Consider the following 15,507-nt stretch of genomic DNA (forward strand, 5'->3'; position numbering starts at 1 on the left):
GAACAAATCTGTTCGCTATCTTCTTACAATTTCATTCTTGAAGCTTTATTCTATGCAGCTTCATATTAAATTGGTATTACTATTGCAAATACACGAAGATGAATCAATCGATCTTCAATTTATTTGTCCAGCAATACACCCAAGTAGATGCGGAAAATATCCGACCTTTATCAACAGTCTATTGGCAGCAAAACATATAAATCCAAACGCACTTTGCTTTGATGATGATTCAGAAATTACTGATGATATTGTTTCTGAACTTAATGAAGTGGCTGAGAGAATAACTACAGAGATATCCTGGAAAACAGGGGATATTCTAATGGTTGACAATACTAGAATCATGCATGGTAGAAGAGCTTTTTCTGATCGTCAACGGGATATTTATTTGCGGTTATGTTCTCCAGCGTTTCCATTCTAAATCCAACTCCACGCAATCACGGTAAGAGCATCTCAATCAGGCTGGAAGGACTGGAGAATTTTCATCATGTAGTCATGATTCATCGCCACGAGTAGTCTTTTCTGTCGTAAGCTAAGCTTGAGAGTGGTTTCTTGATTGACAGCATTAACGGCAATATTTGTAGTAATTGCTCAACTAGGGGAAAAAAGGGAGCCATCAATAGAAAGAGCTTGTTGAATAGATTGATAAGCAGTTAAACCTTGACGCTTCCCAGTATTGACAACTGAACGAACTGCTGCAAATAAATCTCGCCCCCATGGAGAACGGAAGCCATTAGTCACACGGCGAAATATCACGCTCATCCTAATCGCCTGTTCACTACTATTATTTGTTGGTGGAATCCCCACATCTTCCAGAAATAGAAATAAATTGTCAATTAGCCCACCATAACGTTTTCGTAACCGGATACCATCCGGATGATGTGGCGCTAAATTTAAAATCCCGGTTAATCTTTCCTGTAAATTTTCTCGATATCGCTTGAGTCTGGCATCGTCGATTTTTTCTCGTCGTCGATGGATGATAAAAGCTCTTAATAATAACCTCTTCATTGCTGGGGCAAAAATCCTGTCCCCAGCATCAATCGCATATTGGCAGTCCCGCAATTGATGAGCCAAACACACTTGCCATTGTGGCGCTGGATGATTTTTTTGAGCGCTAAATAAATCTGACACCCAGATATCAGGACGATGTTCTCCTAGAACTTCGTTAATTACTCCAGTTCCTCGACTCGGACGGATGACGTGTAAACAAACATCAGGGTTCTGAAACACCCACTCCCACTGATTCTGTCCGTTAACTCTGGCACTGGTTTCATCTGAACAAATTAATTTTGCCCGCCGCAACCGATGGAGTATTTGAGTTACTTGGTCATCTAAACTCGTTTTGACTTTCTCTAATAGGTTGGCGATTGCTCCTTCTGATATCTTGAGTCCAAAGACAGATGCAAATATGGACGATAGCCGTTCGTAGCTGATGGCATGAGTGTAACGCAGATATGTAACTAAGCTTTGAATTGAACTGCCAAACGGTGAACCTGGTTCCATTCCCAATGGTACAGGTGCAACATACTTGGTCTGGCAGCAGGCACACTGACCACCATAACGTTCGATTCGGGTGATCATCGGGCGAATGATGGGTAGTTCGATTTTTTCGTAGACGGATTGCAATTTTTGTGCGGCGGCGGTGACTTTCTCTCCACACAGGGGGCAATTTTTGACTTGGGCGATGATTGTTTGGTCGGGATGAGGATGTAGTTCTCTTCCCCCTCCTGCTCTTCCTAGGCTTCTTTGTCTTTTGCTCCCCTCAATTTTCGAGGGCTTAATGTTGGGCTTGAATCCTTTGGACGGTGGAGTGCTAGAATTCTTGCTAGTTTTTTTGGGAGATGGCTCTGGTTTTGCTTGGTCTGTGGCTGCTAACGCTGCGGTGAGTTTTTGGTTTTCCTCCCATAGCTCTACTATCAAGACTTCTTTTGCCTCGTTTGATAGTTGTTTTAGGTCGGGGAGTTTTTCCATTCCTCGATCTAATGTCTATCTTGTCTTTTTGTCAAGGGGGTTGAGCAATTACTATTTGTAGGTGCGTTGCTTCCTGAAAACTCGGTTTTTTACCCAAATTTTCAGCAACGACGCACCCTACGTTAGGTGTATTTCTAATGATTAATCACTACTTGATGCTGTAACTCGAAACCGTATTTTCCAAAAGCATAGCAACAGTCATCGGCCCGATTCCTCCCGGCACTGGTGTGATAAATTCGGCTACTGTTTTAACAGAATCAAAGTCAACATCTCCAGCCAAACGGCTAGTACCGTCTGGATTGACAACGCGGTTGATACCGACATCAATTACTACCGATCCAGGTTTGACCATATTAGCTGCAATCATTTCTGTGCGGCCGACGGCGGCTATTAGAATATCGGCTTGATTGGTAATCGATTCTAGGTTTTTCGTCCGCGAATGAGCTACAGTAACAGTACAATCGGCTTCTAACAGCATCAGCGCCATCGGTTTACCCACCAAAATACTGCGGCCCAAAACAACGGCGTTTTTTGCTTTCAAATCAATCTGGTATTCTTGCAAAAGCCGCATTACTCCGGCGGGAGTACAACTCCGCAAACCTTCCTCCCCGCGCACGAGACGGCCTAAATTTACAGGGTGAAGTCCGTCAGCATCTTTGTCGGGATCAATTTGATACAGCAGGGAAATTGCATCTAAGTGTTCTGGTAGCGGTAATTGCACTAAAATGCCATCTACTCGATCGTCCTCGTTGAGTGCATGAATTGCAAGTTCTAGTTCGGCTTGAGTTGCATTTGCGGGGTAATGCTGGCCGAAGGAAGCTATGCCAACTTTAGCGCAGGCTCGCTCTTTATTGCGAACATAGGCTGCGCTAGCTGGGTTGTCGCCCACCATCAACACCGCAAGTCCCGGAGGACGCCCCTTTTGGGGTTGTAGGGCGCGGACTCGATCGCTCAGCTCGCTTTGAATCTTTTGGGCTAAAGCTTTACCATCTAATATGCGAGCAGTTTTGGCTTCCATTGTAGACTGTGGGTTAGGGGTAAGAAACGGCTGACGATTTTAGATTTTAGCTTAACCGCTCACCTAGATTGTGCAGCAGTCTGTTCTGAGTTGCGATCGATTTTTCCAATTCTGTTACAGTAAGTCGTATCTCCAATCTTTAATCATTTGACTAAATGACTACTGTAATTAAGCAAGTTTGGGTTAAAAAAAGCTGCATCGGCTCTTTATCGCTCATATTCGCCAGCGCTTTGTTCAGTTGTGGCAATTTACCTCTGTCTCAACTTAATCTTGGCTTTAATGTGGCTAGCATTGGCGACGTTCAACAAAAGCGGCAAGTCGATGCTGAAGTTTATCTCCGGGGAAAGGTGGAAAATCGCGCTCCGTTTGTCGGGAATGCGGCTTATCAACTTGAGGATGGTACTGGCAGTATTTGGATTTTAACCAAGCAAGATTTGCCACAACTTGGTGATGAAGTGTTGCTTAAAGGCGAAGTCCGGTATAAAAGTATTACGCTGAAGGAATTGGCTGGTAAGGATTTAGGTGAGGTTTATGTTGACGAAATAGAACAGTTAAAGCGTACTCCCAGTTCAGAAAAGGGGAAATAGGCTGAAGGTAATTGGTTGTTTGTTATTTGTTATTTATTAATTGCTCCTTCTTCTTTGTTCTTCCTCCCTTATTCCTTCTTCGTTCTTCCTTATTCCTTCTTCGTTCCTTCTAATTGATGACTAAAATTCACGTTGCGATCGCGATTTTGTACCGAGACGGCAAGTTTCTCTGCCAGTTGCGGGACGATATTCCTAATATTAGGTATCCGGGACATTGGGCTTTGTTTGGCGGACACTTGGAACCTGGAGAAACGCCGGAATTAGCAGTTTTGCGGGAATTGAAAGAAGAAATTAGTTATGCTCCTCCAAGTGTTTCTTTTTTCTGTTGCGATGTCGAAAAAGATGTTATTCGCTACGTTTTTCACGCACCACTTAGTGCGGATGTCAAGGATTTAGTTTTGCTTGAGGGTTGGGATTTCCAGTTGTTGACACCGGAGCAGATTAGGGCTGGAAAATGCTTTTCTGAGCAGTCAGGAGATGTGCGACCTTTTGGCATTGCTCACCAACGTATTTTGTTAAATTTTATTGACTCGATCGCTACCGTGAATATGAACTAACGTACAGTACAATCACTAACAAACCACATATGAGACCTGGCTAGGGCGGCGAGAATGCTCGCCAACCGCCACAGCTCAGCCGTTGGTCGGCAAAAAATATCAACAAGACCCAACAGAAGGTTACGCGCAGATCATGCAACCCTTTAAACTACCAGAATTTTACATGCCTTGGCCCGCGCGGTTAAACCCAAACCTGGAAGCGGCGCGGGTGCATTCCAAGGCATGGGCCTACGAGATGGGGATACTTAACTCACCAGAGGAAGCGCAAGGCGAGCCGATCTGGGACGAACACACATTTGACTCCCACGACTACGCATTGCTTTGCTCCTATACCCATCCAGATGCGCCAAGCCCGGAGCTTGACCTAGTAACCGACTGGTATGTGTGGGTGTTCTTCTTCGACGATCACTTCCTCGAAATCTATAAGCGAACCAAAGACATGAAGGGTGCCAAGCATTACCTTCACCGACTGCGGGCGTTTATGCCGATACACTCCACCGAAACCATGCCCGTTCCCACCAACCCAGTAGAGCGCGGCTTGGCAGACCTATGGTCTCGCACCGCCTTTACTAAATCTGTGGAATGGCGACTTCGGTTCTCCGAGAGTACCAAGAACCTCCTAGAAGAGTCTTTGTGGGAACTCGCCAATATCAACCAGAATCGGGTCTCCAACCCCATCGAATACATCGAGATGCGGCGCAAGGTTGGCGGCGCACCTTGGTCAGCGGATCTTATCGAACACGCTGTGTTTGTAGAGGTTCCGGCCCAAATTGCTGCAACTCGCCCCATGCGCGTGCTCAAAGACACATTTGCCGATGGAGTTCACCTTCGCAACGACCTGTTCTCCTACCAGAGAGAAGTAGAAGATGAAGGCGAGAACGCCAACTGCATCTTGGTCTTAGAGCGCTTCCTGAAAGTGAGTACCCAGGAGGCAGCCAACCTCACCAATGAACTGCTGACCTCGCGGTTATACCAGTTCGATAACACTGCCGTCACCGAATTGCCCCCCCTCTTTGAGGAACACGGACTAGACCCAGCGGCTCGCATGAGCGTTGTGCTATACATCAAAGGACTGCAGGACTGGCAGTCGGGCGGTCACGAGTGGCACATGAGATCCAGCCGCTACATGAACAAGGAAGCGGACAATTCTCCGACATCCGCCCTAATTCTAGGGGGACTCACAGGGCTAGGCACATCAGCGGCGCGGATTGAATCGTTATACGCCACTTTGGGCTTGGGAAGGTTCAATAGCTTTACTCACGTTCCATACCAGCATGTAGGGCCCGTGAAATTGCCTAAGTTTTATATGCCCTTCTCTACCACTTTGAATCCCAATCTGGATGAGGCGCGGAAGCATTCCAAGGACTGGGCGCGCCGGATGGGGATGCTGGACTCTCTACCGGGCGTTCCTGATGGCTTCATCTGGAATGACCACAAGTTTGATGTTGCCGATGTCGCCCTATGCGGTGCGTGGATTCATCCCAAAGGGTCTGAGCACGAGCTAAATCTGACAGCGTGCTGGCTGGTGTGGGGAACCTATGCTGACGATTACTTCCCAGCAATCTACGGAAACAACCGGGACATAGTTGGTGCGAAAGTGTTCAACGCCCGAATGTCGGTCTTCATGCCCCTCGACGACTCCACTCCTCCTGCCGTGCCGACTAATCCGGTGGAACGGGGCTTGGCAGATATTTGGTCTCGCACTGCTGGCCCCATGTCCCTCACCGCGCGGACTGAGTTCCGCCGTGCGATTCAGGACATGACTGACAGTTGGGTGTGGGAACTCGCCAACCAGATCCAAAATCGGATTCCTGACCCGATCGATTATATTGAAATGCGCCGCAAGACCTTTGGGTCGGATTTGACGATGAGCCTGTCCCGACTAGCCCAGGGCGGCGAGATCCCAATGGAGATTTACTACAGCCGGCCGATGCGATCGCTGGAGAATTCTGCGGCAGACTTTGCCTGTTTCACTAACGATATCTTCTCCTACCAAAAAGAAATCGAATTCGAGGGCGAAATCCATAACGTCGTGCTGGTTGTTCAGAATTTTCTCAACTGCAATATACCCCAGGCTGTCGAGATTGTGAACAATTTGATGACCGCGCGAGCACAACAGTTTCAACACATCGTCGCTACTGAATTGCCTGCCCTATTCGATGATTTCAATCTGGATGAAAGTACCCGCAAGAAACTGCTCGGATACGTCGAGAAATTAGAAAATTGGATGTGCGGCGTACTCAGGTGGCATATCAAGGTAGACCGCTATAAGGAATTTGAATTGCGTAATAGTGCTTCCCCGATAGCGCGAGTGCTCGGCGGCCCCACAGGACTTGGCACCTCGGCTGCACGTATTGGATCGCTGTTGGGTGCCGGAAGAACTGAGTCTGGATTGCACTCAATCGATGACTCCCTTCCCGCCACAAGATTATCCGATCTTTCCCTTTCCCAGTCACCAGTTCCCAATCCCCAATCCCCAATCCCTAACTCTTACTGATGCGTATTATAGCAATCCTAAATCATTTGTGAATTTCTTACTCCCTCCCCTTGGTAAGGGGAGGGTTGGGGTGGGGTAAAAAATGTACGACTCATTTAGGATTGCTATAGTACTTACGCAGTATCCACTAATTGTAATATTACTGGTAATTGGTGCTAGTTGGTCGTCCTTTCTATGGATTTTTGACAAATTGTTTATTTTTGTTTTTAATTCTAAATTGATTCTTCAAATAAAAATAGTGTGCCAGCTCAAAGCCAATATCCAGTCAAACTGGATCTCAAACAACTAGGCTATCATGACTACTTCTAATATTCCCAATCGAGTACAAATTCTCAAGGATAAATTTAACAACAGCGTCGGATTGCCCTTCTGTGACCTGCTACCAGAAGCCACCATTCAGGAAGCTCTCGACACCCTTGAAATTAAGTACCGCCGCCGACTCTTTGACCCGTTTGTCACACTGTGGGCATTTCTTTCCCAGGTTTTAGATGCCGACAAGAGTTGCCATAATGCTGTCAGTCGGGTGATTGCTTGGTTATCCGGTGAAAATGTGGAAATTCCCTCCCAGGATACTGGTGCTTATTGCCAAGCTCGTCAACGTCTACCAGAAAAACTACTGCAACAACTATTTGGTAAAGTAGCAAAAAGTTTAGAGAACAAAGTTACTCCAGAATACTTATGGTGTGGTCGTCACATCGTGATAGTTGATGGTTCAACTGTATCGATGCCAGATACAGCTAAAAATCAACAAGCTTATCCTCAACCTAGCACTCAATCTCCTGGCTGTGGCTTTCCCATTGCTAAAATTGGTGTTTTATTCAGTTTGGCTACAGGTGCTGCTATTGCTATCGTTATCGATGTTCTCAACACACATGATATCAAGTTGGCAAGACGACTGTATGAATTTCTTAACCCAAATGATGTGCTGTTAGGAGACCGGGCTTTTTGTTCTTATGCGGATTTGTTTTTTGTCAAAAACCGTCAAGCAGATGTCGTATTGCGTAAGCATCAAGCACGTTTTCAAGAGCTACGAAAAGGTAAAATTGTAGGGTCACATGATAAGCCAACTGTTTGGAAGAAGCCTCAAACCTGTGCTCAAGGCTTAACCAAAGAAGAATTCGCCACACTTCCCCAAACTCTCACTGTCCGAGAAATCCACTACTATATTCCTATTCCAAGATTTCGGACACAACAAGTTTCTCTCATCACCACTTTATTAGACCAAACTACTTAATGGAACGCACCCGTTCTGTCCTACCGACCTCCTACCACCCGATCTCGACATCCTCAAGAATGCCGACGGCGTCGGGGACAAGGATAGCGGCGGAGAAGTAGTTGCTGACCAGATAGGAGATGATGGCCTTTTCGTTGATTCCCATAAAGCGCACGTTCAACCCTGGCTCATATTGATCGGGTAACTCCGCAGGCTGAAGACCCACCACGCCCTGATTGTCCTCACCGGTACGCATGACGATGATCGACGTGGTCTGGGTCGTTCTGTCGATGGGGATTTTGCCACAGGGATAGATGGGGATGCCGCGCCAGGCCGGAATGCGGTTTCCACCCACATCGATACTTTCCAGGTCGAGACCGCTTCTGTTGCACTGACGCGCAAAGGCGGCGATGGCACGCGGGTGGGCAAAAATGTACTGTGAATTGCGCCGCCGGGTGATCAGCTCGTCTATGTCATCCGGGTGAGGCGGGCCGTTGCGGGTGGGGAAGCGTTGGCTGAGGTCGGCGTTGTGCAGCAGGCCAAACTCTTGATTATTGACCAATTCGTACTCCTGGCGCTCGCGCAACTCATGCACAGTCAATTTGAGCTGTTGTTCGATCTGGTTCATTGGCTCGTTGTAGAGATCGGCAACGCGGGTATGGACACGCAGCACCGTCTGCACCAGGCTCAACTCGTATTCGCGCGGAGAGGTCTCGTAATCGACAAAGGTCGTGGGCAGCACGGGTTCGCCTGTATGACCGGCAGCTAACGCAATGGCGGCCTGACCGTGTGTATCTTGGGCTTTTAGCGGGCGGGCTTTGAATTCTTCGATGTGGGCTTGCAGCGATTCAGAGGAAGCCACCACCTCTTCAAACGCCCGCTGCGTCAGCACCAACACCGTGCAGCGCGTGATCGCCTTGATGGTGAAGTCCCAGAGATCGCCGGATTCGATGATAGCCTGGTAGGTGAAGTGGTCGCCATCGGCCAACACCGCAAGCTCCACCTCATCGCCATAATTGCCCGTACCGATCTTGCTGACCTTGCCGTGGGCAATCAGCACAATCTGGTCGGCGGGGGTTCCCTTTTCCACCAGCACATCACCGGGTTGAAACTCCTGCTGCACAAAGCGATCTGCCAACGTGTTCAACACCATTTCCTCGTCAAACTCGCGCAACAGGGCCATTTCGCGCAACTCTTGCGGGATCACTCGTATGGTGGACCCCGCATTGGTAAAGGTCACTCGGCCATCGCCCAGCGCATAGGTCAAACGCTGGTTGACCCGGTAGGAGCCGCCGCGCAGCTGCACCCAGGGCAACAGGCGGCTGATCCAGCGCGAGCTGATGCCCTGCATCTGCGGAACAGTCTTGGCGGTTGTGGCTAACTTGCGCGCCGCATCTGTACTCAAGCTCGACTGCTCTGCTAGCATCTGCCCATTTGGGTTAACGTCTTCGGTCATCTTTCACCTTGATTTCTATGTGAACATAACTCTTCTGGTTTATTCAACCATATAAAGTCCCGTTGAACCATGTAGGCTTCTATGGTTAGGTTGATGATTGTGAATCCAGCTGCGGGGTACCGTTGCCGTTTTTATAGCGCGGGTTGCTGTTGTGCCATTCGAACCCGCCGCCCATCCACCCCCGCAATCCGCGCAGGAACCGCTGAAGCTCCACGTTGGGCACGGCCTGGAGCTTCTGGTGGCGTTCCCGAAAGTCATGAACCAGGTCGTTGTGAAACTTGACGGTGATCTCCGTCGCCTCTTTGATAGAGCAGCCCCGATCCGCCGCAATCTGTAGCACCATGTTGACTGGTGGCTGCTCGTCTGCCAGATCCTTATTGACGGAAAGGAGATCGTTGACCAGGAGCGCGGCCGTCCCGGCCAAGAACGCTGCGTGACGGACGCGCCGATCGAAGAAAAGATCCGCTGGGAGGACGTACCCTCCGATGGGCTCGATTAGCGTCATGGAGGTGTAGAAGCTGTCGTGCTGGCGCGCTGCCAGATACTTCCAAGCTGGCGGGTACTCGCCAGTGTAGCGCCACGCCGCGTAGGCCCCCCAAGAGACGAACATGGAGAAGGTGGCGTAACAAGCACGCTGGACTTGCTCCGGCGTGGCGTACTGGCCCAAGTAGTCGATGCCCCTACTGAAGGCCACCAGCACCCGCTCTTCGGCTATCGCTTCCTCCAGCGGTGGGGTAAATTCCCCCGCCGGGGGTGGCGGGTCCATGGCGGTCATCGCCAAGAGGAGACGTGGGGGGAGCAACATTGGATCCGCACCGAGCTCGCTGTCGTCAGCGTAGTAGTCGTCGGCGGCCCACCAGGCCATGTTCAGCTTGGCACCGATCAACAGCCGATCTGGGTCGTCGCAGTCCGGGTGGGCCAGCATAACCAGCCGTCCGAACCGTACCTTGCGAATCTTCTCCACCTCGTCCTCATCGAACCCGCACTCCAGTGCCCAGGCCGCCAGCCGATCGTCGACCTCGTCCGCCAGCGGCTCGTTGAATCGCTCGGTAATGGGGCAGTAGAGCGGCGAGGCAGTCCCATCGCCCCAGGATCTCTCTGCATAGGCCGGATCGAGGTCCCCCGCCGGGGCGAGGTCTGCCGGGAGCAGCCGTGGCTCCAGGTTACCGGCACGAGCAGCCTTGGCCAGCTCGCTCACAAAGCGAGCGGCGGATGTACCGAGGCCGGTCGGACCGAATAAAAATGCGGTACTCGTATCATCCAGGTTGGTATCTTTCATAGTCTTATCCCTGTATCAGAGTGGTGGTGTGGTCTGTGTGCAGTATGCGCGCTACGCACCACACCATGGTGCGGTTTGTGTTTGGGATAAGCCTTACCGAATGATACGATCGGCGACGATGAGCAGGTACTGGAAGCTGCCCTCTTTGTATGCCGTAAGGAAGTAATCCTCGACCCCGGTGACGAGCGAAGACTTGGCCCGCAGTTCCCAGTAGGGAATCGTTAGGGGAGTCAGGTCGGTGACGGTAATCGGGACGAGGTTGTTCGCCGCCAGTGCCTTGAAATATTGACTGCGCGGATGGATGTTACAGATGTAATGCGCATCGATCTGGCTGACCGCCCGCGAGCGCCCCCCCGTAACGTCGTTGTAGCAACCCGTGATGCAGGCGTAGCGACCACCATCCTGCAACAGGCGTGCAAACTCGGCGAACAGCTTGAACAGATCTACATACATGGTGGTCTCATTCGTCCAAATGCTGCGCATGGCTCCCGTCTCGAAGCCGGTATCCAGCATGTTGCGAAAGTGGAACTTGACCTTGTCGGCCACGCCGCGCTGCGCAGCCTGGTCGTTGGCAAACTCGACCTGAGATTCTGAGATTGACACTCCGTCGACCTGACAACCAAAGCGTTCATTGACCATGAAGCTGGTGCCGCCGCGACCGGAACCGCCATCCATCACGCGGTCATCAGGCTTGACGTCGCCCAGATGGTCGAGCAGGAACGCCGCCTGGGCGTGTTCGAGCCGGTGCAGCTCGCGAATCATCCGATCGTCGCGCTCACCTTCGGGAGCCTCCAACACCGACCAATCGACATCGCCGATCCCGTAGTGGTGGTGGTAATAGCCGTCAACTTGGCCGAGCAGCAGATTAACGGGATACTTTTCTTGGTTCCAATAGTTGGCAACCGACTTCTGATATTCGCTGCGCAAAACATTGTCGGCAGCGATATTTTGGGGGATGTCCATACAATGTGTTACTTCTCAATAGGTGTTTCAATGAGTGTAAGTAGGTAGGCGCTGTAAAACACAATTATGTTAAGCATTGTAAAGTATCCACATTCCCTAAGCGTGGCTAAGTTAGCCCTGTTTACATATTGTTACATAGCTCGGTTTAATCCCGCTTAGCTTACCTACTTATGGTGAAGATGCTGACAGTTGACTGTTCAGGTACCTCTGCCGGGATTTACTAGCGTCCTAGCTCGACATCTTCGAGCACGCCGACGGCATCGGGTACGAGGATGGCAGCGGAGAAGTAGTTGCTGACGAGATAGGAGATGATGGCTTTCTCGTTGATGCCCATAAAGCGCACGTTCAACCCCGGCTCGTGCTGATCGGGCAACTCTGCGGGTCGAAGACCGATCAGACCTTGATTGTGCTCACCGGTACGGACAACGATCACGGAACTGGTCTGGGTGTCGCTGATGGGAATCTTGTTGCAGGGCAAAATCGGGATGTTGCGCCACGCCATGACTCGTTCGCCCCCCATATCATGGCTGTCGGGGTAGAGACCCAGCTTGCTGCACTCGCGGCCAAAGGCGGCAATGGCACGCGGGTGGGCAAAAATGTACTGCGCATTGCGGCGGCGGGTGATCAGCTCATCAAAATCATCTGGCGTGGGCGGGCCATTGCGGGTGGGGAAGCGCTGGCTGAGGTCGGCGTTGTGCAACAGGCCGAACTCTTGGTTGTTGACCAACTCGTACTCTTGGCGCTCGCGCAACTCGTGCACCGTTAGCTTGAGTTGTTCCGCAATCTGGTTCATCGGATCGTTGTAGAGATCGGCAACGCGGGTGTGAACATGCAGCACCGTCTGTACCAGGCTCAACTCATATTCACGCGGAGAGGTTTCGTAATCGACAAAGGTCGTGGGCAGCACGGGTTCGCCGCTGTGGCCAGCGGCCAGCTCGATGGCGGCCTGACCGTGCCGATCTTGAGGCTTGGGGGGTTGGGCTTCAAACGCCTCGATGTGCGCCTGAAGCGATTCTGAGAAGTTGACCAGTTCTTCAAAAGATCTTTGTGTCAGCGCCAAGACCGTACAGCGCGTGATCGCCTTGATGGTGAAGTCCCATACGTCATCGGATTCGAGAATGGCTTGATAGGTAAAGTGGTCGCCATCGATCAACACACCCAATTCCACCTCATCGCCATACTTGCCCGTACCGATCTTGCTCACTTTGCCGTGAGCAATCAGCACAATCTGGTCGGCGGGGTTTCCCTTCTCTACCAGGATGTCACCGGGTTGAAACTCCTGCTGCACAAAGCGGCCGGCCAACGCGTTCAAGACGGTTTCGTCTTCAAAGTGGCGCAGAAAGGCCAGCTCGCGCAGCTCCTGGGGAATTACCTGAATCCTTGACCCGACGTTCGTAAAGGTGACGCGACCATCACCCAGCTCATAGGTCAAGCGGCGGTTGACTCGATAAGAGCCGCCGCGCAGCTGCACCCAAGGCAGCAGGTTGCTGATCCAGCGTGAGGTGATGCCCTGCATCTGCGGAGCGGTCTTGGCGGTTGTGGCCAACTGCTTCGCTGCCTGAGTACTCAGGCTCGACTGTTCCGCTAGCGTCTGCCGATTAGAATTCACATCTTGTACCATATTTTACCGCTTGATTGTAATGAATGGGTTGATGGTTGTAGGCCGTGTTGACATTTGATATGCTCTCAAAGAGCATATCAAATGTCAAGCGTTTAGCGTGACGCGACAGCTATAGAAAAGAAAGGGAGAGTTAGGACAGTATTTTAAAGGCTTGTATGATGGCATCATAAAGGGACTCACACTGAATGGCACTTAGTTAAGCCTCAAACCCAATCCCAGAGAGGAAAAGAGGTGCAGAACAGAGAACAGCAAATCGATTTGTGCAGCAGGAGTTCGTCCCAGGCGACATCATCGCTCAGTTAGGTCAGCCGATCGATCGCGTGTTCCCGATCGCTCATGGTAAGGTGAACAAGATTACTCCTGGCAAGTATGAAGAGGAATCCCTGTTGGGTACGCTGGCTGACGGCGACCATTTCGGCGGTCAGACTTTAGTCGAGTCGGAAAGTAGCTGGAAGTTTACTGCCAGGGCTGTCACCCGATGTATAGTGTTGGCGCTGCCGAAACAGGCATTTGAAGAAATTCTCAACCAGTCTGAAGCGTTGCGAAATCACGTCGAACAGTTTCGCGCCAACTTGTCCAAGCCACAGAACAAACAAGGCGAAGCTGCGATCACGTTGGCAGCGGGTCATGTTGGAGAGCCTGTATTGCCGGGAACTTTCGTCGATTACGAACTTAAGCCCCGCGAATATGAATTAAGTGTTGCCCAAACTGTCTTGCGGGTGCATACGCGGGTCGCGGATCTGTACAACGAACCAATGAACCAGACGGAACAACAACTCCGACTGAAGATCGAGGCATTGCGGGAACGCCAAGAACACGAAATGATCGACAACCGCGACTTCGGTTTGCTACACAACGCCGACCTCAAACAGCGCATCCACACCCGCAGCGGTCCTCCCACGCCCGACGATCTTGATGAATTGATTACTCGTCGGAGGAAGTCGAAGTTCTTCCTGGCTCATCCCCGGACGATTGCCGCCTTCAGTCGGGAGTGCAACCGCCGAGGCATCTACCCAGACAGCATTGACATGGATGGGAGCAAGGTAATCACTTGGCGCAATACACCCATTCTTCCCTGTAACAAGATCCCAATTACCAAGAACCAGACAAGTTCTATCTTGGTCTTGCGGACTGGTGAGGAAGACCAGGGCGTGATCGGCCTGCACCAAACTGGTATCGCCGACGAGTACCAACCTGGCCTGTCTGTCCGATTTATGGGCATCGAGGAAAAGGCTATTATTTCTTACCTGGTCAGCGCCTACTATTCCGTTGCTGTCCTTGTTCCCGACGCCCTCGGTATCCTTGAAGATGTTGAAATCGGGCGCTAGGAGGGTTTTAGGTTTTTTGACCCTGAAAGACGATCGCAAATCTTAACGAGCTAGGGCAGAAAAGTCCTTGCATTTTCGTAAAAATACTGAAAACATAATAAACGTTGCGTGCGCTGATGAGATACATCCAAAGCAACTTCTAGCCTCCTTCCATAAAAGTTTAGACTCGGCGTGGTGGCTAGTTACAGAGTGGCTACTTTTATGCCTACAAAGGCGAAATATATTTTCCTCCTCTGAGCAGACACTAAATATCCACTCGTAAGCATGGATGTGTCTTTGTTCGTGCATCGCTAACGTTAATTTCTTTGGTCTAAATGTAAGAACCATACTTGCAGACCAACAAGTCAAGTCAATTTAAAGTTAGGAGAATTTGCACAATGAGAAAGATGCTCGTTGCATTGCTATTAGTGCTGGCTTTGACTCTATCACTAGGTCAGGAAAAAGCGTTAGCTGACTGTAGCAACGAAACAATAAATACGGGTGCAGCAACCGTTGTTACTCAATTGTACGAAAGCCAGTGTGCGATTCTTGGTTGGAGTAGTGGTGTGATCACAAAAGATATGACGGCTAACTGCTGCGGTCCATCTGCCGTAATCAGAATTAACGGAAATGACTGGAATAAACTTCTGGGTGAGGGAAAACTAGATGGTCTTCGCTATATACGTGTGTCCAAGAGTAACGAGGGTGCGTATCAGATCGAGCCAAGAAAAGTGGAAACTGGCGGTAAACCTGTGACTATATCAGGAGCGGATCTTTTCAAGTAAAGAAAACATCGACCTTAGAAATTTCTAGCAAGTGAGTATAGTTGCGTTAGCCCATGAGGTACAGCTAGGGAGCAGGTTCTGTTGCAAAAATTAGACCTCTTGCAAAAATAACTAGGACGGGCAAGATGCCCATCCCACAAGAAAAAATAACTCTTGTGGGATGGGCATCTTGCCCGTCCTATAACCCACATTCCGCAGATGTGGGTCGGATTTTTTTATCAGTTGTGAAAACTTGGAAGCGAAGCGCTTTTGGGAT

Annotated in this window: 13 protein-coding genes; 7 read left to right on the top strand and 6 right to left on the bottom strand. The window is 50.3% G+C overall.

All coding sequences use genetic code 11. From position 1 onward, the window contains the following. Positions 1-418 (top strand): TauD/TfdA family dioxygenase (locus tag QUA78_RS29560; RefSeq protein ID WP_333304676.1); only part of this gene is annotated, 418 nt, incomplete at its 5' end. Between the two features lie 170 nt (positions 419-588). Here QUA78_RS29560 and tnpC read toward each other — a convergent pair. Then, a complete protein-coding gene (tnpC, locus tag QUA78_RS29565; protein WP_333304677.1) occupies positions 589-1,968 on the bottom strand; it encodes an IS66 family transposase in 1,380 nt (459 codons plus the stop codon). A 148-nt stretch (positions 1,969-2,116) separates the two neighbouring features. Then, positions 2,117-2,986, bottom strand: coding sequence for a bifunctional methylenetetrahydrofolate dehydrogenase/methenyltetrahydrofolate cyclohydrolase FolD (folD, locus tag QUA78_RS29570; protein WP_333304678.1), 870 nt, complete (start codon positions 2,984-2,986; stop codon positions 2,117-2,119). Positions 2,987-3,141: 155 nt separating this feature from the next. On the opposite strand from folD, the gene QUA78_RS29575 reads away from it, so the two are divergent. The 4 genes from QUA78_RS29575 to QUA78_RS29590 all read left to right on the top strand — a co-directional run bounded on the left by QUA78_RS29575 (position 3,142) and on the right by QUA78_RS29590 (position 7,861). Beyond that, on the top strand, positions 3,142-3,573 hold the full coding sequence (locus tag QUA78_RS29575; RefSeq protein WP_333190942.1) for a DNA-binding protein: 432 nt from the start codon (positions 3,142-3,144) through the stop codon (positions 3,571-3,573). A gap of 116 nt (positions 3,574-3,689) precedes the next feature. Next, a complete protein-coding gene (locus QUA78_RS29580; protein ID WP_333304679.1) occupies positions 3,690-4,130 on the top strand; it encodes an NUDIX hydrolase in 441 nt (146 codons plus the stop codon). A gap of 133 nt (positions 4,131-4,263) precedes the next feature. Next, positions 4,264-6,627 carry a family 2 encapsulin nanocompartment cargo protein terpene cyclase gene (locus tag QUA78_RS29585; RefSeq protein ID WP_333304686.1) on the top strand — a complete coding sequence of 788 codons (2,364 nt, stop codon included), beginning with the start codon at positions 4,264-4,266 and terminating at the stop codon, positions 6,625-6,627. Positions 6,628-6,922: 295 nt separating this feature from the next. Continuing rightward, positions 6,923-7,861: an IS4 family transposase gene (locus QUA78_RS29590; RefSeq protein ID WP_333304680.1), complete on the top strand. Its 939-nt coding sequence runs from the start codon at positions 6,923-6,925 to the stop codon at positions 7,859-7,861. A gap of 31 nt (positions 7,862-7,892) precedes the next feature. On the opposite strand, the gene QUA78_RS29595 is transcribed toward QUA78_RS29590, so the two are convergent. The 4 genes from QUA78_RS29595 to QUA78_RS29610 all read right to left on the bottom strand — a co-directional run bounded on the left by QUA78_RS29595 (position 7,893) and on the right by QUA78_RS29610 (position 13,159). After that, entirely contained in the window at positions 7,893-9,296 is a 1,404-nt protein-coding gene (locus tag QUA78_RS29595) for a family 2B encapsulin nanocompartment shell protein (RefSeq protein ID WP_333304681.1), read from the bottom strand. Positions 9,297-9,381: 85 nt separating this feature from the next. After that, positions 9,382-10,575, bottom strand: coding sequence for a family 2 encapsulin nanocompartment cargo protein terpene cyclase (locus tag QUA78_RS29600; protein ID WP_333304682.1), 1,194 nt, complete (start codon positions 10,573-10,575; stop codon positions 9,382-9,384). A gap of 93 nt (positions 10,576-10,668) precedes the next feature. Continuing rightward, entirely contained in the window at positions 10,669-11,538 is an 870-nt protein-coding gene (locus QUA78_RS29605) for a geranyl diphosphate 2-C-methyltransferase (RefSeq protein WP_333304683.1), read from the bottom strand. A gap of 220 nt (positions 11,539-11,758) precedes the next feature. Further along, entirely contained in the window at positions 11,759-13,159 is a 1,401-nt protein-coding gene (locus tag QUA78_RS29610; RefSeq protein ID WP_333304684.1) for a family 2B encapsulin nanocompartment shell protein, read from the bottom strand. Between the two features lie 212 nt (positions 13,160-13,371). On the opposite strand from QUA78_RS29610, the gene QUA78_RS29615 reads away from it, so the two are divergent. Together QUA78_RS29615 and QUA78_RS29620 are read left to right on the top strand one after the other, a co-directional pair. Beyond that, positions 13,372-14,487, top strand: coding sequence for a family 2B encapsulin nanocompartment shell protein (locus tag QUA78_RS29615; RefSeq protein WP_333304687.1), 1,116 nt, complete (start codon positions 13,372-13,374; stop codon positions 14,485-14,487). Positions 14,488-14,864: 377 nt separating this feature from the next. Then, entirely contained in the window at positions 14,865-15,251 is a 387-nt protein-coding gene (locus tag QUA78_RS29620) for a hypothetical protein (protein ID WP_333304685.1), read from the top strand. The last annotated feature ends 256 nt before the right edge of the window (positions 15,252-15,507 follow it).

It is taken from the genome of Microcoleus sp. K4-B3, from assembly GCF_036704615.1.
In the GTDB taxonomy this organism is placed as follows: domain Bacteria; phylum Cyanobacteriota; class Cyanobacteriia; order Cyanobacteriales; family Microcoleaceae; genus Microcoleus.